Consider the following 20,488-nt stretch of genomic DNA (forward strand, 5'->3'; position numbering starts at 1 on the left):
ATTGGCGGTGAACGTGTGAATTTGACATGTTCATCGTCTTTTTTATTGCGGTATTCCAAGGTTTATTCCGGGCGATGGTTGCAAGGGAGTGCTGGAGGAGCGTTTCCAATTTTCATTTCGTTTGTCGGCGGCATGTTTAAGGGGGGAGAAGTCAGCACATATGGTCGACAGCCATCCAAGCATGCCCCGAACCATGCATCGTGCGCACAAGGAGAAGTGCGCACGATGTACATGAGTTTAGGAATAGTTGAAATTTCTAATGGTTGCCCTCGGTGACGAGCCGTCTATTGTCCATTGGTGATGTGACCGCGTATCGCTTGGAGAATAAGGGGGTAACCCCTTGACCACAATGGCTAGTAGATGGTTTTAACGACGAACGACCAGCCGTTGATGGGGAGCTTAGGGATGCGGAACTTTATTGCAACTTCTGGGGATGGGGGATTGGTTCATGGATCAGAAGATCCTGTATCGGTATGGCGGAATGATGCTGATTGCTTTGGTGCTCGTAGCAGCAATGCGAAGCGGCATGTTTTTTGCCGGGGATGTATATGGAATGGGAATGGGCTTTGGACTCCTTCTTCTGATTATGATCACAATGGAGTGGTTTCTTCATAAGCTCCAGAACCGGAAAATGCATAGCACTGCTTCGACATCATGGCCTGGTTGGATTCTACTGGATGATAAGAGACTGCGGATGCTTATAGGCTGCATCTGCGGAATGATGCTCCTGTATGGTCTCCATGGAATCGGAGAACCGCTCTCACTTGCAGGCACGATGAAAGAGATCATTCGATGGGGGAGTTACGGCTCCTTTGCGGTTATAGCTTGGCGGATATGCCGTACAGCCGAGGGCTTGCGAATGATGCAGGCGGGCTGGCATCTCATGGGCGCCGTGCTGTGCGGCAGCGCGCTGCTTGCCGTATATGGGTTGTTCGCGCTGCCGTATGGGATCTATCTTACGGCGGATGCGAATATCAGCGCAACGGGCGCGAGGCTTGGCGGCCTGCTTCAGTATCCGAACACGTTCGGGGCTGTGATGGCCGCCTTTCTGCTCGAGCGGCTGTTCGCGCTCCCGTCCGTCCTGCGGAACCGGACGGGCACGCTCCGCGCAGCGGCGGCACTGCTGCCGCTGCTGCCTTACACCGCCGCGCTGCTCCTGACGGAGTCGCGCGGCGCCTGGCTCGCGGCCGCTATTGCGTGCGCGGCCGGCTTCGCCAAGGAGCGGCATGCGATCGCGCCGCTCCTGGTGGTTGCCGCCGCGCCTGTGGCGAGCGCGGCGCTGCTGTATCGCCAGCTGGCTGAGGCCAGGCTGGCGCCAGCCCTGCTGCCCGGCCTGCTGTGGCTGGCCGGGCTTTGGGCCGGCGGCGTCCTCGCCGGCCCGCTGCTGTGCCGCTGGCGGCACAGCGGGAGCCCTGGGCGAGGCTATGCCGCGCCAGGGGCTGTGGGGGCTGCGGCGCTGCTGGCCGCCGCAGCTGGAGCCATGATCCTGCATCAGGTGCAGGATCGGGCCCTGGGCGGTGCGGCAACGCTAAGCGCGCGCCGCCTGCTATACAGCGACGCTTGGCAGCTGGCCCGGTCGTCGCTGTGGCTGGGGCGCGGCGGAGAGACATGGCGGCAATCCTATCTTGCCATTCAGTCCCAGCCTTACGTGGGTGCTGAGGTGCATAGTGGATATATGAATATTCTGCTGGATACGGGAGTCATCGGGCTGCTGCTTGTCCTTGTTCTGATCAGCATGATGATAACGAGACTCCTGGCTGTGAATTCCCCGCTCCTGCCTGCTGCCCTCGTGCTGATCGGACATGCAGCTGTAGATTTTGACTGGAGCTTTGGGCTGGTATGGCTGCTGCTGTTGTGGCTTGTCGTGCTGGGCTTGGCTTCGTCCTCCTCTGGTCGGGAGGCGCAGGCTGGACCTCATCATAGGCCGCATAAATCTAGAAGAGGTGAATGGCCTACACTGGTGAAAAGGCGACTAGCCGTTTATGCCAGGAAACGAAGAGATCGGTCATTCATGTCCTGGTTGTCGCTGAGAGGTCTAGCGCTCTTATTGCTGACAAGCTGGGTTCTGCTCGCAGCCGCACTCGCCATCAGCGAGGATGAAGCACGTCTTGCGGTCTCCCAACCAGTAGAGCGGCAGATCGCTCTCCTTCGCTCCTCACTAAAGTGGAATCCTGCGAACACCGAGGCGGCCCTGCGCTTGGCGAATTGGCTTCCCCCAAGTCAGCGAATTCCATTACTGATGAACAGCATGACGTATTCGCCTGATCACCCGGGCTTAAGCTGGAAGCTGGCTGAAGCGTATTCGCTTAGAGGTGCGCCCCAGGAAGCGGCTGCTTGGTATCAAAGAGCTATCGATCGGGATCGGTTTAATACGGTCAAGCAAACCCGAGCGGTACTGAAGCTGACTTCGCTCGCTAAATGGCACCGGACGGCAGGCGAGCTTGCCCACGCGGAAGAAGCGGCCCGGTCCGGCTTGGAACTCCTCGAGCGTTATCGTTCCCTTGCGACTTCCCTCTCTGAGACCGACCTTCATCGTAATGATCGAGGTTTTGAATTGTCATCCCTTGCTGTCCGCCAGGCTGGCCGCTTAGTAGAAATGCTGGAGGGAAGGGATGCTATCCGCCGAAGGCATCCCTGAAGGCGGAGGCTAACTGACGTTCCGGAACCTGCCATAGCTCGGCAAGCTCGCTACAGACGTCTTTTTCCCACCAGTCGCACAAAAGCTTTTTGTTACTATAATTTTCGTGAATCCAGATTAAATTGCCGATGACTTTCCGATAATACAATTCCTCACCCTGCTTCACCGTTTCGGGAGGAAGGTACAGCTTAAGGCGCTTGATCGTACGATATAATTCTTTGCTGCATGCCCGCCGGATACCACGCGGGGAGGGCGGCTTGCTGCCGGGCTGTTTGGCATGGGGAGAACGCATATGGTGGCTCACTCCTTTGTATCACCATATGTTCCGGCAGGGGCGATAGTCACCGTGCTGTTTAGAATTGGGCGCAGTAGAAGGCATGTCCCGGGCTGTGTTAGAATAGGCTAGTACAAGAAATGTACGCAGTAGGGGAAAGCGGGGGACAGGCGTGGAATTCTTATACGATGCAATAGGCCGACTGTTTGAATGGATCCAGCAGCTGGGCTATTTCGGAATTATGCTCGGCTTAATGGTTGAGGTAATCCCAAGCGAAATCGTACTTGCATATGGCGGATATCTGGTATCCTTAGGTGAGGTTAACTTTATTGGAGCCATGATCTTTGGTACTGTTGGCGGCGTGCTTGCGCAATTGTTTATTTATTGGATTGGCCGATATGGCGGCAGACCTTTCCTGGAGAAGTACGGAAAGTACATACTAATTAAGAAAAAGCATATCGATTACGCAGAGAATTGGTTCAGCAAATACGGTACTGGTGTTATATTCACAGCACGCTTCGTACCGGTAGTAAGGCATGCGATTTCCATACCGGCCGGCATATCCAAAATGCATGTGGGAAGGTTTACGCTCTTGACTACTCTTGCCGTTATTCCGTGGACCGCATTATTCCTGTACCTTGGAATGCTTCTTGGTGATCAATGGGAGCATATCGACGAGAAGGCAGGGCCTTACGTACGGGAAATTCTGCTGGGCGCGTTGGCCGTCATGATTCTTTATTTTTTGATAAAATGGATAAAATCAAAGAAGGCGAGGTCGAAATAACGAATGAGTATGAATATGGCTAATCATTTGGGCACGGGCATATCTCCGCAGCAATTCATGGACGGTATGCAGAAGAACCAGGAGACTTTTAAAGCAGGGTACGAGCAGTTTGCATGGCAGAATGAAGAGGATAAGGAGTTCTTCGAAAGCCTGAATTTCCGGGATGACCTGCGGATTCTTATTCTGGCAGCGGACTGGTGCGGCGATGTGGCGCGAAACATTCCCGTCGTATTCCGAGCGATGGAGACGGCCGGGATGGAGACGGAAGTGTTGATTATGGAAGAGAATCTGGACGTCATGGATCAGTTTCTCACAATGGGCGGCCGCTCTGTGCCTGTTGTCATCATCTCGGATACCGGCGGTCATGTGCTCGGCACATGGGGACCGCGTCCTGCTCACATTCAAAAGTTCATGGTTGAGTTCAAACAGAACAATCCGGATCGGGAAGCGCCAGACTACCAGGATAACCTGGCGGAGACACGTCAGCACATTATTCAAGCTTATGGGGAAGGGTATGAGTTTCACGCTGCCATCATTAAGGAACTGCGCGAGCTCTTCTCAGGGTTCTGATTATGACACTTCATATCGAGACATTTAATTTAGGTCCTCTTCAGACAAATGCATATTTATTGACAGGGCCTGTAGAAGGCAAGGCGGTTATTATTGATCCTGGCATGAATCCTGGGCCGCTGCTTAAGCGAATTGCCGATCTGGAGATCGAAGCTATCCTGCTGACCCATGCGCATTTCGATCATATGGGCGGCGTTGAAGAAATCCGCAAACGGAAGGGCTGTCCAGTCTATCTGCATTCTCTGGAGAGTGAATGGCTGACCAGTCCGAAGCTTAACGGTTCGCTGATGTGGCCTCAGGTCACCGAGCCATTGTCTGCTGAACCCGCAGAGTATGATTTGGCGGATGGACTTGAGCTGCAGCTGATCGGTCATACCTTCAAGGTATTCCATACTCCTGGCCATTCGCCGGGAAGCGTGAGCTTTCTGAGCGGTAATGATCTGTTCTCTGGAGACGTTCTGTTCCGTTTAGGTGTTGGACGCACGGATCTGCCGGGCGGACGTGAAGGTGATTTGATTCATTCCATTCAAAATACGCTGTACACATTTCCGGATGAGGTCGTGGTTTACCCCGGCCATGGCCCTCGTACAACGATAGGCTATGAAAAACAGCGTAATCCTTACGTCCCATCAGGCCGTTAAGATAACATCCGACATAAATCGGGAATAGGTCTGGACAAATATAGACAACATTGATACAATACGGTTAATTAAATGTTACCCATTGCGAAGCACGCAGACTGTGGAATTAATCCCGGTTTGCGTTCTTTTATTTTAGGGGACGTTTTTGGTATGGACGTGATTAGGGGGAAGGGCTAGTGAGAAAGGATCATCTATCGCTGTTAAACGGGATTGCTGCAGGAAGCGAAGAGGTGGATCGACAACCCGAGTCCAATCGGCGGATTGGAACAGATATATCTTCTGTTGTTTGGGACAGGCTGGTGAAGGAAGAAGCGATTATGCAGCAGCCATGGCACCAACGGCTGCAGTTTATCCGATTTAATCAATAGAGACTAGCGTACCGAACAATGACACCCTCAAGAAAGAGACCTTTCGTTTTATTGGAGAAAGCAGCCGCATAATTGCGGCTGCTTTTTTTGCTTTAGGCAGATTTACGATGAAATAATTCTAGCAGCATGAAGGTTCACATGGTTTCCATCCTCTGGTACAGAATAAATAATATTCTTTTTGAACGATTGGATGCCGTTATTCGTATTAGAGATGGAAGGCGAAAGAAGGTGATGGTTTCAATCATGGGCCCTGATGAAGAGGAATTGATACAACAAGCACAGCAAGGAGATGCAGCTGCCATGGCACTGCTGTTTAAGCAGCATTATTCCTTTCTTTATAAATATTTGCTGAAAGTAACGATGGATCCGATGGTTGCGGAGGATACCGCGCAGGATACGATCGTTCGATGCATGGAGAATATGAACCGATACAACGGAACTTCGTCCTTCTCCTCCTGGATGATTACGATTGCTACCCGATTGTTTATCGATAGCGCCCGGCGAAAGAAACGGGAGAAGAAGTGGCTGGAACAGGAGGCGGTTCAGTCAGCCAGGCGTATGCGCTGGCAGATGGAACGGCGGGGAGAGGACTGGACGGACATGCTGGATGGATTATCCCGCGTATCCGAGGATCATCGGATTGCCATCCTGCTGAAGCATTATTACGGCTACAGCTACGATGAAATCGGGACCATGCTTGGCATTCCCGAGGGAACGGTGAAATCACGAACGGCTTATGGCATCAAACAGTTGCGAAAGGAGATGGGTGAACATGGTCAAAAGGCCTGAACATGAGCATGAGGATGAACAATGGATAGAAGGGTTAACCCAGGAGATGAAACGTGTCGATCAATTGTTTGATGATGTGCCTTCTCCCACCTTGGAAGGATTGCACACGTTGGCCGTTCATACCTTGGAGCGAAAGCGGCGACGGATGAAATTCGAGCTGGTGCTCTTTCTTCTGATTGCACTCTTCATCGTTGGTGGCGCAATGCTCGCCGCCCTGTCCGCACCGATTATCCTTCTGTTTATCCATGTGTTTGGCATGGTTGCAGGAGGAACGATCCTTATATTTTCCAAAAGCCTGAGATCGGCCGGAAAGAAGGGGATCCGATGAATGAAGTGAACGAAACCCCGCTGGGTGTAATTATTCTTGCTTTTGTGCTTGTGCTGATCCAGGGGACATGGCTTTTCTTGGATGCAAGGAAGCGGGATCTTGGCAAGATGGCTTGGTTCTGGGGAATATGGGGCTCGACTACGATGCCGCTGCCGCTGCTTCTTTACTGGATATTTGTTATTCGTAAGGACCATCACAAATCTTGAGTTCTATTATTATAGTTTGAAACGTAGGGGGAGTTATCATGGATATCAATATCAATTGGGGATTAATCTGGCCGATCATTGCACTGCAGGCGATCCTTGCCGTAACGGGGTTTATCTCTCTGTATAAAGCAGAGCCTGCAAGCATTCGGGGATCGAAATGGATGTGGGTGTTCATTATCCTGCTGGGGAATATTCTTGGCAGCGTTGCTTATTTTGTGGCAGGGAGGCGGGAAGCTTGACAAACAAACTCCTGAGCATTCACGAATTGACCAAAAATATAGGAAGCATCACGCCGGTCAAGGGCATATCCTTTGAATTGCAGCGTGGAAGCTGTACTGCTCTGCTTGGACCGAATGGTGCTGGTAAAACGACTACACTGCGCATGCTGGCGGGATTAATACCGCAAACCCGGGGTGAGATCCGATATGGCTCCGGCAATGCGCATACAAAAGACTGGCGTAACCGGATTGGTTACTTGCCTCAGTACCCCAAGTTTTATAGCTGGATGTCAGGCATGGAATACTTGTCTTTCAGCGCCAAACTGTCAGGATTGTCGGGAAGAGAAGCTGTTAAGCGGAGCCGGGATGTCATTGAAATGGTAGGCCTGGAGCAAGCGGCTAAACGCCGAATATCCGGTTACTCCGGCGGAATGAAGCAGCGGCTTGGTATTGCTCAGGCGCTTGTGCATGAGCCGGAGCTAATCATGCTGGATGAGCCGGTATCGGCGCTTGATCCGATCGGACGCCGTGAGGTTATGGACCTGCTCTACCGCCTGCGCGGAGAAGTCACCGTGCTGTTCTCTACGCATGTGCTTCACGATGCAGAGGAGATTTGCGATGACATGGTGCTAATGGTAGACGGAGAAATTGCCGAGAAGGGCTCTCTTAGCGAACTTCGCACGAAATATCGCCAGCCGGTCCTGACCATTGAGGTAGAGCCGGGTGAGCGGGAGATTGCTTGGCTTGACAGTCTCGCGAGCCGTCCTTATGTACATGAGATCGAGCTGGGCAAACGCGGCGCCAAGCTGATGGTGACCGATATGGCGGCTGCGCGTACTGCGTTAATTAAGGAGCTTGCCGATAGCGGAATCGAATTGCTTCGTTTTGAAGCCGGTACGTCTTCGCTCGAGGATATGTTTATGAAGGTGGTGAGTTCATGAAGTCTTTCTGGATTTATTATCAAAAAGAAATGACTGAAGCAAGCCGGACTTATAAATGGATTTGGGTTCCCGCAATCTTTTTGCTGCTTGGCATCATGCAGCCGGTATCCACGTACTATTTGCCAGAGATTCTTTCCATGGCTGGGGAAGTGCCGCCGGAAGCAGCCGCATTATTCACCGTTCCATCCGCTGAGAGCGTTATGGCTTCGACCTTGGGCCAATTCAACATCATCGGCCTGCTGGTGCTTGTCCTGGCGGGAATGAACACGGTAGCAGGGGAGCGGTCCACCGGTACGGCTGAGCTTGTGCTCGCTCGCTCCGTATCCACGATTCCCATGATGACTGCCAAATGGGCCGCCATGATAACGTTGATGGTCGTTTCCTTTGCGCTTGGGCTTGGCGGCGCTGCTTATTATACGTATCAGCTCATTGGTCCATTAGATTGGGCAGCGGTTACCGGTGGCGCTGGCTTATACGCCGTATGGCTGGCCTGGATCGTAACGCTCTTATTGCCGCTGGGTGCCATCCTTCGCGGGCCCGCTGCTGCCTTCATCAGCCTGGCGGTTGCTGGGGCGCTTTCGCTCTTATCCAGTTTACTGCCCTCCCATGTTCAATGGAGCCCAGGCCGGTTAGGCGGCATGGCTGCGGAGCAAATTCTTGGCTCAGGGAGCATCTCATGGTCACCAATACTCGTTGCCATACTGATCATGGCGGTATCAATTATCGTTGCCGCCAGACTCCTCAGAAGGAGTCCTTTATCCCCGCAATCCTAGTTTCCATGGGAGTTTCAGGTTTTATCTGAATCACATGGACATCTCTATCTTTTTTTAGTAGACTATGAGAATAGAAAAACGACTATCGGCGAAGTTCTCGTCGGGTAGACCGCAATAGCGGAAGTTTTTCTTACGAGATACTTGAAAAAGGATAGACCACTCAGGAGGTAGACGATGCTGCGTTTAGGGGAAAAGATTACAATCGTTGCGGATGCCTTTGAACAGAATCTTCCAATCGGTCAATACGGTTATATCATTGCCTATGACCGCAATCCGGACAATGCGTTTGATTACGTCATTCGGATTCCCAGCCTCAACCGTAATTTTTTTGTTCCGGCAGATGATATTGAGCTGGAATCGATCGTGTTGAAACAGGAAGCCGAGCGGGTCGAACGGGAAGCGCTCATCGATTTCGCCCTGTCGACATATAATGAGAAGCTGTTTCGTCTTGTGATGAACGGCGAGTTAGAAAGTGTTGAAGAGGAAGAAGAAACAAAGGAAGCAATGTCCCAGGCGGATTTCATCAAACAAGTGAATCTTCGAGCTTGGATTTAGAAGAGTCGGCTGAGGCCGACTCTTTTTTGAAGTGGCAAGAAACGGCAGGTATGAAGCGGAAAGCTTCGTGTCGATTGGATTGAATCTTCCATGCTTCTACAATATAATGAAAAAAGTTATCGAGACAGACTTTACCCCTTTAACTGGATGGGGGCATGAAGGAGGACGTAAAGCTATGAGCATTACCGATAAGGATGTTCAGCATGTAGCGAAGCTGGCCCGTTTAAATCTGACGCCTGAAGAAGAGCAGATGTTTACAGGTCAACTGAATGCGATTTTACAATATGCCGAGAAGTTGAACGAATTGGATACTGAAGGTGTCGAGCCGACTACACACGTGCTTCACCTTAGCAATGTTATGAGAGAAGATGAAGTGCGCGCCAGCTTGCCTATTGAGAAAGTGCTGCTGAATGCACCGGACGAAGAAGATGATCAAATTAAAGTACCTGCTGTCTTGGAATAGCCTGAAGGGAGGATACACACTTGAGTCTGTTTGATTACAAGTTATCGGAGATACATAATAAGCTGCAGAATAAGGAGCTTTCCGTAACCGATTTGGTTGACCAAGCTTTTACCCGTATATCTGAACGTGAGGATCGGGTGAAGGCATTTATTACGTTGGACGAGGAAGGTGCGCGTGCATCTGCCAAGACCTTGGATGACAAGCTTGCAGCAGGAGGCACACGCGGATTGCTGTTCGGGCTTCCTGTCGGAATCAAGGATAATATCGTGACAGAAGGACTTCGCACGACATGTGCAAGTCAGTTCTTGTCCAATTTCACGCCGGTTTACGATGCGACAGTTGTCGGTAAACTGCGGGCAGCCGATACGGTGACGATCGGCAAGCTGAACATGGATGAGTTCGCTATGGGCGGCTCCAATGAGAACTCCAGCTTCTATCCTGTGCGCAACCCATGGGATTTAGACCGGGTGCCTGGTGGATCTAGCGGCGGCTCTGCCGCAGCTGTAGCTGCAGGCGAAGCTTACTTTGCGCTGGGTTCGGATACAGGCGGTTCCATCAGACAGCCAGCATCTTATTGCGGTGTTGTGGGATTGAAACCGACCTATGGCCTCGTATCCCGTTTTGGCCTTGTTGCCTTTGCATCGTCGCTGGATCAGATCGGACCTTTGACGAAAAATGTAGAGGATTCCGCGTATGTCCTGCAAGCTATTGCAGGTTATGATCCGATGGATTCGACATCCGCCAAAGTGGACGTGCCGGACTATTTGAGTGCATTATCAGGAGATGTTTCCGGTCTTCGCATTGCAGTGCCTAAGGAATACCTGGGCGAGGGCGTTGACGCCCAAGTGAAGGAAACGGTTCTGAACGCACTGAAGGTGCTCGAAGCACAGGGAGCTACCTGGGATGAAGTTTCCTTGCCGCATACCGAATATGCGGTAGCAACGTACTATTTACTTGCTTCTTCAGAGGCTTCCTCGAATCTGGCCCGTTTTGACGGTGTGCGCTATGGCGTTCGTTCCGACAATGCAGGCAGTCTGATCGACCTGTATCATGAATCCCGCAGCCAAGGCTTCGGCGATGAGGTGAAACGCCGCATCATGCTGGGGACTTATGCACTTAGCTCTGGATATTACGATGCCTATTACTTGAAGGCACAGAAAGCCCGTACGCTCATCAAGCAAGATTTCGACAAAGTATTCGAGCAATATGATGTCATCATCGGACCTACCGCTCCGACTACAGCGTTTAAGCTGGGAGCCCAGGTAGACGATCCGCTTACCATGTACTTGAATGATATCCTGACGATTCCTGTCAGCTTGGCAGGTGTGCCGGCGGTCAGTGTTCCTTGCGGATTCGCGGATGGACTGCCCGTAGGTATGCAAATTATCGGCAAAGCCTTTGATGAGTCGACCGTACTGCGCGTCGCGCATGCCTATGAGCAAAATACTGAACACCATAAACGGCGCCCTGAACTGTAAACTGGCGGCAGAGAAGGAGGGAAACAATCGATGTCTACATCCAAATATGAAACGGTTATCGGACTGGAAGTGCACGTAGAGCTGCATACCAATTCCAAAATATTTTGCGGCTGCTCCACGGCGTTTGGAGCTCCGCCGAACACGCATACATGTCCCATCTGCTTGGGTCATCCCGGCGTACTGCCTGTATTGAACCGTCAGGCGGTGGAATACGCCATGAAGGCTGCCATGGCGCTGAACTGCACCATCGGTGATGTTAGCAAATTCGACCGCAAGAACTATTTCTATCCGGATTCCCCGAAAGCATATCAGATTTCCCAATACGATCAGCCGATCGGTGAACATGGTTGGATCGATATTGAGGTGGACGGCAAGACGAAGCGAATCGGGATTACCCGTCTCCATCTGGAGGAGGATGCAGGTAAACTCACGCATGTGGATGGCGGATATGCTTCCTTGGTGGATTTTAACCGCGTAGGAACACCGCTTGTTGAGATCGTGTCCGAACCGGAGATCTCATCACCGGAGGAAGCCAAAGCTTATCTCGAGAAAATACGCGCAATTATGCAATATTGCGATGTTTCCGATGTGAAGATGGAGGAAGGTTCGCTTCGCTGCGATGCTAACATCAGCCTTCGTCCATGGGGACAGGAGGAATTCGGCACCAAGGCAGAGCTGAAGAACATGAACTCCTTCCGCGGCGTACAGCGCGGTTTGGAATATGAGCAGTTCCGGCAAGCGGAGATTCTCGACGAAGGTGGCGTGATCGTACAGGAAACCCGCCGCTGGGACGAAGCGCAGGCGAAGACCCTCTCCATGCGTGGGAAGGAGCAGGCGCACGACTATCGTTATTTCCCAGACCCGGATCTGGTATCGGTGCATATTAGCGAGGAATGGAAAGAAGCGATTCGTGTAACGATTCCCGAGCTGCCAGATGCCCGTAAGGTCCGCTATTCTTCCGAGTACGGCTTGCCGGACTATGATGCGGCGGTCATTACGTCGTCCAAGCTGCTCGCTGACTTTTTCGAGGACAGCTTGAACTATACGAAGGATGCCAAATCGGTATCCAACTGGATTATGGGTGACTTGCTGGGCTATTTGAACTCGAACAATCTGGAACTGTCTGAAGTGAAGATTACGGGTCAAGGCTTAGGTGAGATGATCGGATTGATTGAGAAGGGAACCATTAGCAGCAAAATCGCCAAAACCGTCTTCAAGGAGATGCTGGAAAGCGGCAAGCTGCCTGCACAAATCGTTGAAGAGAAAGGCCTCGTCCAAATCAGCGATGAAGGTGCGATTAAGAGCATTGTTGAACAGGTGGTTGCGAACAATCCGCAATCCGTCGAGGACTACAAGGCTGGTAAACAGAAAGCGATCGGGTTCCTTGTTGGTCAAGTCATGAAAGAGAGTAAGGGTAAAGCAAACCCGGCGCTCGCGAACAAACTGTTGGTTGAAGTGCTGAACGGTTAGACTCGAGGAGCCTGAATTATTTTGCAGTGAGAGGGAGCTTGTCCCCAACAGGGGCAAGTTCCTTTTTAAGATATCAGAAAGTATGAAATTCGGAGGACTGCGTCCTGATATCGCAAGAAACACTGCTAAACGCGGTCTGTCTTCTTTGAGAGTATGCCGATGACGTTTTTCTTACAATGACAAGGGGAAGGAGTTGAAACTGATGATCAGCAAACTATCTTTGGAGGATAGAGATACCGTCCAGCAGATATGGAGCCTGCAGCATATGGCGTACCCGCTTGAAGCGGAACGGATCGGATTCATGGAAATTCCTCCGCTTCAGGATACCTTCGATACGATCCGTTTGAGCGGTGAAACCTTTTTTGGTTATGTAAATGAAGATGGGGATATCATCGGAGCTATTGCAGTAGAGCCGGAACAGAAGCAAGTCACCATATCACGGATGATGGTTCATCCCGGTCATTTTCGCAAAGGAATCGCGGGGATCTTAATTCAACATGTCTTGGAATCTTATAGGGAGGCACCGAAATTCGTGGTCTCGACAGGTACGCTTAATACACCGGCGGTAAACTTGTATGAAAAGTTTGGATTTGTGAAGGATCATGTGTTTGAAGTGGCTCCCGGTGTAGAATTAACGGAATTCCATTTATATTTATAATGTATGTTAAATGCAGCAGGGATAAGAAGCCGACATGAGGGGAGTACCGTTTTTTGAATAATCCTTGGGTTATAGATAATGTATCTATTTTATTGAGATTGCTGCTGGCGCTGCTGCTCGGCGGCTTGATCGGCTTTGAGCGCGAACGATCCAACCATGCTGCTGGTTTGCGCACGCATATATTAGTATGCTTGGGTTCTACACTGATTATGCTATTATCGATCTACGGTTTTTCTGATTTTGTGGACGAAATTAACGTTCGAATCGATCCTGCGCGTCTGGCCACAGCCGTCATCACGGGGATTGGTTTCTTGGGAGCCGGTACCATTCTGTTCACGGGTAAATCGATTACCGGATTAACTACAGCTGCTTCCATTTGGGTCGTAGGCGCGGTGGGGCTCGCGGTCGGTGCCGGATTTTATTTTGCCTCGATCGTATCCACAGTGCTTATCCTTCTGATTCTGGTTGTCTTCAATAAGCTGGAGCAGCGATACATTCGGGGCAGCAAACTGCATTTGATCACCATCCATGCATCGAATACGCCCAATATTTTGGATGACATCTCGGCTCTGCTGGAGGAACAGGAATTTGTCATTAAGAAGATCATCGTTAACGAACGCAGCAGTGCGGCATATGGGGAGCTTCAGCCACCGATATTAGGGCTCGAAATCGCACTTCATGTATTGACCGTTCGCAAATTCGAGCCGCTCGATATCACTCGAAAATTGCGGAGAATCGGGCAAGTAACGATGGTTACGGCTGAATAAAAATATGGCATAATGAATGATCTCAAACGGCAATTGCTGATTTACTGGCTGTGCCGTTTTTTTTGTGCCATGCAAGTTTTGCGGATCACGTACCAGTTTTTTGCCAGTTACTTCGACTCCCCATTGGGGTACTATCAAAGAAAACCAACGTATACTACGCCAGTTCCTGGATGTTTCCGAAGGAGGCGAGAGCTTGTGAATCCAATACCCGAATCACAATCTACAGTAAAAAAGAAAAAAAGACATACAGTGCGGATGAAACGCCATCCTGGCCTGCAACGAAAAAAAAGAAAAATCTATGCCCTTCTACTCGCTGCCCTTATTCCAGGCATGGGTCATCTGTACCTGGGTATGTATCGTAAGGGAATTACCTTTATTATGATGTTGTTGTTGGATACATCGGCACTGTTATATTTCTCATCCATCGGAATGCAGATCAATGTACCGCTGCTCGTTGTATTGGGGCTGCTGATTCCAGTAGCTTATTTCTATAATGTGTATGATGTGCTGCAGGCTGCTGAATATATTATGTCCCGCAGAAGACGTGGCGAGGTTGTCGCTGCTGCCGGTGAGGGAAATGGGCGGAGCTACCTCTTTCGGAACGAGCGGGGGCTTACTTTTGGCTTGATGCTGGTCGTGAGCGGTACACTGCTCATTTTGTTTCACCAGAAACCTCCGTGGCTGCAGGTGTGGATTCGTGATTATGGCGCGGAAGCCTCGGCTATAGGTTTGATCGTGATCGGAATCTGGGCCGGAATTCGGGAAATTCTCAGGCATCGAAGAGGAAAGGAAAGGCCCTTATAGTGGATGTCCGCGAATAAGAGGTGAGTCGCATGAACAGGCGGGGGGAGGAGACGGATGAAATATAAAATCAGAGTCGGACGTTACACTGCTGCCTTATTGCTGATCATTACAGGTGTTCTATTGCTGCTGGACGAGTGGAGAGGCACGGATTATGTATTCATGCTGCAGAGATGGTGGCCGCTGCTGTTTATACTGCTCGGTATCGAATATCTGGCACGGTATATAGGGTCTCGCCAGTTTGGCAGACGGGGAGAGTTTAGGTTTCGCCCTGACATCAAGGGGATAATGCTCGCCGTTGCTGTCACGGCATCTGTATTTGTGATCTCTGAGCAGGAGCATTTTCTTCACCTCTGGAACCGGGTAAGTCTGAATCTGACGGCTGCGGGAGTGGATTACAGTGAAGCTGAAGGCAATCGATTTCAAAAGCCAGATCTAACGATTCCCGTCGACCTGGATACCGAACGCATCATCATTGACCAATTAAACGGGGATATCTCCATCACGCGAGAGAATGTGGACGAAATCGAGGTGCAAGCGCAGGTATGGGTTGACCGCGAACAGCCTGGTATAGCAGAAGCGATTGCCGAACAGTCGATAATTGAGATCGGTGAAGGCAAAACGATCACGATACGGTCCAAGGGAAAGGCCTATGGAGAATCGGGTAAACGACAGCCTCGTATGAATTTGAAAATCGCTGTTCCGGATGATCGCAGGTTTAACTTTGAAGTGCGAACAATGAATGGCGCCATTTCGTTGAATCGTGTTGAAGCCATTGAGAATATACTGCTGGAAAGCGGCAACGGCCCCATCACGCTGGACCGTATTTACGGTAATGTTACCGGCAAAACATTAAATGGTGAAATTACGGCAAGAGGCGTTATAGGCAATATCAAAATGTCCACGAACCGTGGGAATGTGCTGGCTGTTGACATTACGGGTGAAACGGATTTGACCACGCAAGTAGGGAATATGACGGTGAAGCGGACGACGGATAATGTCCGGGTTCAAACAAGGAATGGCAATATTCTGATTAGTGGCGCGGAGTCACAGCTAAATGCAGAATCGCTTAATGGTGCGGTGGCAGTGCGATCGTCACATATCGGAGGCGACTGGAATGTTTATAGTGCGGTTGGAGAGATGAATCTTCATATTCCGCTGGAGGGTGATTACAAGCTGGAAGGGACGATTAGCTACGGTAGAATTCTAACCACATTGCCCAATCTCCTGATCGAGCAGAAAACCATCACCGGTGAAGCCGGTACAGCTGAGCATTCCATCCATATTGAAGGGAACAGCAATCTGAATATCTATCGAAGCTATCTAGAACAGGAGGAAAGACGGAACCCTGGGGACTGGACGCCTTTGCCGGATTGACAAAAATCCAAAAGACGCCGTACAATAAAACTTAAGAGTAGTAGATATTGTATGAAAATTAGTCAAAATTGAAGGCGGTGGGCAACCATGGGAACGTCCGTACAGCATGCGCTGGAACAACTGAAAACGACCGGTGTCCGAATCACGCCGCAACGCCATGCTATTTTAACGTATCTCGTGGAATCAATGGGCCATCCGACAGCGGATGACATTTATCGGGCTCTGGAGCCTAATTTTCCTAGCATGAGCGTAGCCACAGTATATAACAACTTGAAAATGTTTATTGAATCCGGCATGGTGCGTGAATTGACTTATGGAGACAACTCGAGTCGTTTTGATGCGAATGTATCGGATCACCATCATATAATATGTCAGAGTTGCGGTAAAATTGAGGATTTCAGCTATCCTTCCCTTGAGGATGTTGGCGTACAGGCTGAGAGAAGCACCGGGTTCGAAGTGAAGGGATTAAGAATGGAGCTCTATGGGCTCTGCAAGTCTTGCCAATAGACGACACCGGTGGTTATAGATAACGTGGGGAATGACTCATTCCACACGTTTTTATTTTTAGAGGCGTCTTTTTCAAAAAAAGGGAGTTTAGCGACGGGATGAGGAAATGGGGGAGTATTTTTGGCAAGGAGAAGATATCGGCGTCAAAAGAGGCGCTCGAGGGGCGCTTATTATCTGGGAATACTGTTGTTAGCGATTGGGATTTGGTGGGTGGTCACCACAGTGCTGCGAAGCGAGAGCTATACGGTTCCGGACTGGAAAGGGCTTAACAAGCCTATATTTGTTCAAGGTGAACTGAAATCTAATCCTGCCTGGGGTGCGGGAGAAACATTGCTGCTGCCCATCACGGTAATCCAGGAGAGCGTGGATGAGAATATTCGTTATGAGCAGGAGACGGAGTCGGTTATTATAACAACTCCCGAATCAGTTTTACGTTTGAAGATGGGGAGTACGAAAGGTGAATTAAACGGCAAGGAAACCACGATACCTTATGCGCCTGAGCTTATCGACGGTATTGCCTACGTTCCGCTTAAGCCGCTCAAGCAGTTTTATGGTGTGGTTGTTCATGAGAATTCAGTTACAGGTGCCATCATTCTGATGCGTGCCGGGGATTCGATTCAGCTTGCAGAAGTTGCACCAGCCAAGCCTGAGGATACGGTAGATCTGCGTGAGAACCCGGAGAAGAAGTCATCTATTGTACTGGATATGCCTGTTGGTGAGCGACTGCGTGTGTGGCGGGAAGAAGAGGATTGGCTGTATGTTCAGGCGGATAATGGATATACGGGGTATATTCTGAAGCAGCAGGCAAAGCTTGGAGAAGTGAAGGAAATTCCTCTCCTTGCGCAGATTCCTTCACGTGCAGAATTGGAATGGAAGGACAAGTCAGTCAATCTGGTATGGGAAGCCGTATATAGCAAAAACCCGAGTACCGAAAGCATCGGCAAATTGCCTGGAGTTAACGTGGTTAGTCCAACCTGGTTCCACATTGTAGATGAAGAAGGCAATGTCGAATCTAAAGCTTCTACGCATTATGTAAGCTGGGCTCATCATCGAAATATGGAAGTTTGGGGCCTCATGGATAACAGTTTTGATCCTGAGTTGACGACGGCAGCATTGTCTACCTTTGATAGAAGATCTCACATCATTAAGCAGATGCTGGCGTACGCTAAGCAATATAAACTCGACGGCATCAATCTTGACTTTGAGAATGTTCATACCAAGGATAAGGATCATGTCGTTCAATTCGTGAGGGAGTTGAAGCCGCTGGCCAAAGCCAGGGGGCTGATTGTATCCATTGACGTGACGCCGAGATCGAACAGCGAGATGTGGTCGCTCTTTCTGGATCGGAAGAGGCTAGGGGAAACCGTCGACTATATGATGGTGATGGCCTATGACGAGCACTGGGCTTCCAGCCCAAAAGCGGGATCGGTATCTTCGCTGCCATGGGCTGAGCAATCGGTAAGACGGATACTTGAAGAGGATGCGGTACCTTCCTCCAAGCTGGTGTTGGGCATACCCTTATATACGCGGGTTTGGACGGAGACAAGCGAAGAGGGGGAGACTAAGGTATCCTCCAAAGCGATTGGGATGGAGAAGTTGCAGAATCTGCTGGAAGAACAGAAGTTGAAGGGGACGTTGGATGCCAGTACTGGACAGAACTACGTTCAATTCACAGAGGACAAGTCCGTCATAAAAATCTGGATGGAGGACGCGATCTCTCTGAAATCCCGGGTAAAGATGGCCAAAAAGCTGGAGCTTGGCGGCATTGCCTCCTGGAACCGAAGCCTGGCCATTCCGGAGACCTGGGAAGTTCTTAAGACGATACATGACTGATGAATAGCATTCGTACTTATAGCCAATCTTATTTGATAAATATGTAGGAACATACTGAACAAAAGACAAATCATTATGTTTTGAAGCAGTCATGGCGTTTCTAATAGTTCTGATTTGCTGAACTTGATGTTTGGTTGCCTGTACTCTATATAACAAGAACCCGGTTATCTTCGCGATAACCGGGTTCTTTGTACGTTTATTCATCTAGCCTAATGTGCAACCTATTACACAAGTTCTTGAAACTTATGCTTTGGTCTGCTGGGCTTCGAGTTCTTCTGCCGTGATATTAGCCTGGCTTGGATCGAGTGTCAAGATCGTATGGCAGAACATACAGCGATCAGTTTTACCCAACATTTTGGTTAATTTACTGCATTCGGGACACTGAATTTGCACAGCACTGGTGGACAGCATCCCTGCCCAAAAGTAAATGCCGAGACTTCCCATCATCATAATGAGACCAAATACCAGTCCAATTCCGGCAAATATTTTGCCAGCTTGTCCGAAGAATACGATTCCGGCTGTGCCAAGCACCATCAGTCCCATACCAAGCATCGTCAGCAGCAATCCCCAAGTACGGAAGGCGTTGATTTTTGCATTCTTAAAGATCATGGCTCACAATCCCCTGTCCATTTAAATATTCGTTTACACAGCAACGTGAAACTGACAATAAATCGATATTCAATTGTCTTCTGATGAAGATCTTATCTCCTAAAAGAAGGAACTAACAATAGATACGTAGAAATACATTATAACTGAAATGGCTGAAATTCGCCAAGGAATGTATGGAGGGAAACGTGGAATTAGCCAACTTTTCTTTTTATTATGGTAATACGGTGGATGAGCAAGCGATTGGAGCGCTAGCGTACCGGAATTCAGCGAAAACGATGCAAGGCTCACTTATTCATGATTTTGAGGTCAATATAGCTGTAGTGTACGAGGGAACACCCGATGAGCCTCTGATCCAACATTCGATTGTAAACGGGGAACGATGCCAGGTTATTAGTGTCGGGTTGGACGATTTGCATAGGGAGCTCCTGAGCGGCACGCATAAAATATTGATCAAATGCCTCCTAGAAGGAGATATCATAAAAGACAGTCAAGATCGCCTATCTAATCTGCGCCGAGACTTTTTAAGGTTTGCGGAGCCGTTCCGAGAGCAGAAACTGTTCATTGGTTTCGCTCATTTTCTGCAAAAGTATGTGGATGCCAAGACACTACTACATGATGATCGGGTACTGGATGCTTATCATACATTATTAGAAGGTCTTCATTATTGGGCAGGCCTTGAACTGATTGAACGGGGGATTCATCCAGAATCGGCCGTCTGGGAGCAAATCACAGGATTAAACACACCTGTGCGGAAATTATATGAGGAACTGACAATCAGTACGGAAACGCTTGGTCAACGAGTGGAGCTGGCTCTGCTGGCCTATGAGTTCTCTATGATATCCAAATTGGAGAGTTCCTCAGCATTACTGATTCGAGTCTTGAGAAGCCGTCGGCATCCATGGACCGTCCAAGAATTAACCCTTCACCCTGAGCTGGCACCTGTATCCCGAGAACTGCCTATCGTCATGCGAAAACTGATATATCGAGGACTCGTAAAGGAATTGCCGATGTGGAGGGATTCCCGTCCACATGGTACTGAGACGATTCGATATTGCTTGGATTTATGAAGAAGGACGGCAGTCCTTCTTTATTTGTAGGTGTTTGAAAAGGCAGCAAATTGTCTTAGCATATCTGTTATATGAAGTCTCGCATGAAGTTGATAAATAAATTGCTGAATAGTGTTGACGAGCTGTTACATTCTGTGATAAATTATAACTCGCCCCTTCGAAAGGGACTTTGTTAATTCGGTTAAGAAAATGTCGAATTAAAAAGTTTTTAAAAAAAAGTTCTTGACGAAACAATGGGCAACATGATATATTATAAAAGTCGCCGCTGAGATGCGGATGGCAAGCAAGAAACGAAGGTTGATCTTTGAAAACTGAACAACGAGTGAGTAAAACGGACCGCTTAGGCGGGACGTTGAAATAGAGAATGAACACA

The 20,488-nt window shown here is 49.6% G+C and carries 24 protein-coding genes; 22 read left to right on the forward strand and 2 right to left on the reverse strand.

Translation table 11 applies throughout. From position 1 onward, the window contains the following. Positions 1 to 448 precede the first annotated feature (448 nt). Positions 449 to 2,638, forward strand: a complete 2,190-nt coding sequence (locus AM231_RS21295) for an O-antigen ligase family protein (protein WP_054404410.1) — start codon at positions 449 to 451, stop codon at positions 2,636 to 2,638. Here AM231_RS21295 and AM231_RS21300 read toward each other — a convergent pair. Further along, positions 2,616 to 2,930, reverse strand: a complete 315-nt coding sequence (locus AM231_RS21300) for a hypothetical protein (protein WP_054404411.1) — start codon at positions 2,928 to 2,930, stop codon at positions 2,616 to 2,618. The genes AM231_RS21295 and AM231_RS21300 overlap by 23 nt on opposite strands. 154 nt (positions 2,931 to 3,084) lie before the next feature. Here AM231_RS21300 and uptA point away from each other — a divergent pair, with 154 nt between their 5' ends. From uptA to AM231_RS21400, 20 genes are all read left to right on the forward strand, one after another. After that, positions 3,085 to 3,696 (forward strand): undecaprenyl phosphate transporter UptA, encoded by a 612-nt coding sequence (gene uptA / locus AM231_RS21305; RefSeq protein ID WP_054404412.1) that lies wholly within the window; start codon positions 3,085 to 3,087, stop codon positions 3,694 to 3,696. Positions 3,697 to 3,699: 3 nt separating this feature from the next. After that, entirely contained in the window at positions 3,700 to 4,266 is a 567-nt protein-coding gene (locus tag AM231_RS21310; protein WP_054404413.1) for a thioredoxin family protein, read from the forward strand. Between the two features lie 2 nt (positions 4,267 to 4,268). Continuing rightward, positions 4,269 to 4,907 (forward strand): MBL fold metallo-hydrolase, encoded by a 639-nt coding sequence (locus AM231_RS21315; protein WP_054404414.1) that lies wholly within the window; start codon positions 4,269 to 4,271, stop codon positions 4,905 to 4,907. 176 nt (positions 4,908 to 5,083) lie between these two features. Further along, positions 5,084 to 5,275 (forward strand): hypothetical protein, encoded by a 192-nt coding sequence (locus tag AM231_RS21320; protein WP_054404415.1) that lies wholly within the window; start codon positions 5,084 to 5,086, stop codon positions 5,273 to 5,275. Between the two features lie 231 nt (positions 5,276 to 5,506). Beyond that, entirely contained in the window at positions 5,507 to 6,064 is a 558-nt protein-coding gene (sigY, locus tag AM231_RS21325) for an RNA polymerase sigma factor SigY (protein WP_054404435.1), read from the forward strand. Next, on the forward strand, positions 6,048 to 6,392 hold the full coding sequence (locus AM231_RS21330; RefSeq protein ID WP_054404416.1) for a YxlC family protein: 345 nt from the start codon (positions 6,048 to 6,050) through the stop codon (positions 6,390 to 6,392). The genes sigY and AM231_RS21330 overlap by 17 nt, the downstream gene beginning before the upstream one ends. Beyond that, on the forward strand, positions 6,389 to 6,598 hold the full coding sequence (locus AM231_RS21335) for a hypothetical protein (RefSeq protein WP_054404417.1): 210 nt from the start codon (positions 6,389 to 6,391) through the stop codon (positions 6,596 to 6,598). Before AM231_RS21330 ends, AM231_RS21335 begins: the two co-directional genes overlap by 4 nt. Before the next feature lie 38 nt (positions 6,599 to 6,636). After that, entirely contained in the window at positions 6,637 to 6,837 is a 201-nt protein-coding gene (locus AM231_RS21340; protein WP_423212937.1) for a PLDc N-terminal domain-containing protein, read from the forward strand. Further along, entirely contained in the window at positions 6,834 to 7,757 is a 924-nt protein-coding gene (locus AM231_RS21345) for an ABC transporter ATP-binding protein (protein ID WP_054404418.1), read from the forward strand. The genes AM231_RS21340 and AM231_RS21345 overlap by 4 nt, the downstream gene beginning before the upstream one ends. Beyond that, positions 7,754 to 8,530, forward strand: a complete 777-nt coding sequence (locus tag AM231_RS21350; RefSeq protein WP_054404419.1) for an ABC transporter permease — start codon at positions 7,754 to 7,756, stop codon at positions 8,528 to 8,530. Before AM231_RS21345 ends, AM231_RS21350 begins: the two co-directional genes overlap by 4 nt. A 174-nt stretch (positions 8,531 to 8,704) precedes the next feature. Beyond that, positions 8,705 to 9,085: a hypothetical protein gene (locus AM231_RS21355; protein WP_053491503.1), complete on the forward strand. Its 381-nt coding sequence runs from the start codon at positions 8,705 to 8,707 to the stop codon at positions 9,083 to 9,085. A 175-nt stretch (positions 9,086 to 9,260) separates the two neighbouring features. After that, positions 9,261 to 9,548: an Asp-tRNA(Asn)/Glu-tRNA(Gln) amidotransferase subunit GatC gene (gene gatC, locus AM231_RS21360; protein ID WP_054404420.1), complete on the forward strand. Its 288-nt coding sequence runs from the start codon at positions 9,261 to 9,263 to the stop codon at positions 9,546 to 9,548. Between the two features lie 20 nt (positions 9,549 to 9,568). After that, the gene (gatA, locus tag AM231_RS21365; RefSeq protein ID WP_054404421.1) at positions 9,569 to 11,026 is read left to right on the forward strand and encodes an Asp-tRNA(Asn)/Glu-tRNA(Gln) amidotransferase subunit GatA; all 1,458 of its coding nucleotides are present in this window, start codon (positions 9,569 to 9,571) and stop codon (positions 11,024 to 11,026) included. A 30-nt stretch (positions 11,027 to 11,056) separates the two neighbouring features. After that, on the forward strand, positions 11,057 to 12,496 hold the full coding sequence (gene gatB / locus AM231_RS21370) for an Asp-tRNA(Asn)/Glu-tRNA(Gln) amidotransferase subunit GatB (RefSeq protein WP_054404422.1): 1,440 nt from the start codon (positions 11,057 to 11,059) through the stop codon (positions 12,494 to 12,496). A gap of 202 nt (positions 12,497 to 12,698) precedes the next feature. Continuing rightward, the gene (locus AM231_RS21375) at positions 12,699 to 13,154 is read left to right on the forward strand and encodes a GNAT family N-acetyltransferase (RefSeq protein WP_054404423.1); all 456 of its coding nucleotides are present in this window, start codon (positions 12,699 to 12,701) and stop codon (positions 13,152 to 13,154) included. A gap of 53 nt (positions 13,155 to 13,207) precedes the next feature. Further along, the gene (locus AM231_RS21380; protein ID WP_054404424.1) at positions 13,208 to 13,921 is read left to right on the forward strand and encodes an MgtC/SapB family protein; all 714 of its coding nucleotides are present in this window, start codon (positions 13,208 to 13,210) and stop codon (positions 13,919 to 13,921) included. 195 nt (positions 13,922 to 14,116) lie between these two features. Beyond that, entirely contained in the window at positions 14,117 to 14,725 is a 609-nt protein-coding gene (locus AM231_RS21385) for a hypothetical protein (protein ID WP_054404425.1), read from the forward strand. Between the two features lie 54 nt (positions 14,726 to 14,779). Next, positions 14,780 to 16,099 (forward strand): DUF4097 family beta strand repeat-containing protein, encoded by a 1,320-nt coding sequence (locus AM231_RS21390; RefSeq protein ID WP_054404426.1) that lies wholly within the window; start codon positions 14,780 to 14,782, stop codon positions 16,097 to 16,099. 87 nt (positions 16,100 to 16,186) lie between these two features. Then, a complete protein-coding gene (gene perR, locus AM231_RS21395; RefSeq protein WP_053491511.1) occupies positions 16,187 to 16,606 on the forward strand; it encodes a peroxide-responsive transcriptional repressor PerR in 420 nt (139 codons plus the stop codon). 120 nt (positions 16,607 to 16,726) lie between these two features. Then, positions 16,727 to 18,439: a glycosyl hydrolase family 18 protein gene (locus tag AM231_RS21400; protein WP_054404427.1), complete on the forward strand. Its 1,713-nt coding sequence runs from the start codon at positions 16,727 to 16,729 to the stop codon at positions 18,437 to 18,439. Positions 18,440 to 18,682: 243 nt separating this feature from the next. On the opposite strand, the gene AM231_RS21405 is transcribed toward AM231_RS21400, so the two are convergent. Beyond that, positions 18,683 to 19,048 (reverse strand): DUF2614 family zinc ribbon-containing protein, encoded by a 366-nt coding sequence (locus AM231_RS21405; protein WP_053491513.1) that lies wholly within the window; start codon positions 19,046 to 19,048, stop codon positions 18,683 to 18,685. A 185-nt stretch (positions 19,049 to 19,233) separates the two neighbouring features. Between AM231_RS21405 and AM231_RS21410 the strand changes: the two genes are divergently transcribed. Continuing rightward, positions 19,234 to 20,115 carry a nucleotidyltransferase-like protein gene (locus tag AM231_RS21410; protein ID WP_054404428.1) on the forward strand — a complete coding sequence of 294 codons (882 nt, stop codon included), beginning with the start codon at positions 19,234 to 19,236 and terminating at the stop codon, positions 20,113 to 20,115. Positions 20,116 to 20,488 lie beyond the last annotated feature (373 nt).

Origin of the sequence: Paenibacillus solani (assembly GCF_001277345.1) — a bacterium.
Taxonomy (GTDB): Bacteria; Bacillota; Bacilli; order Paenibacillales; family Paenibacillaceae; genus Paenibacillus_AQ; species Paenibacillus_AQ solani.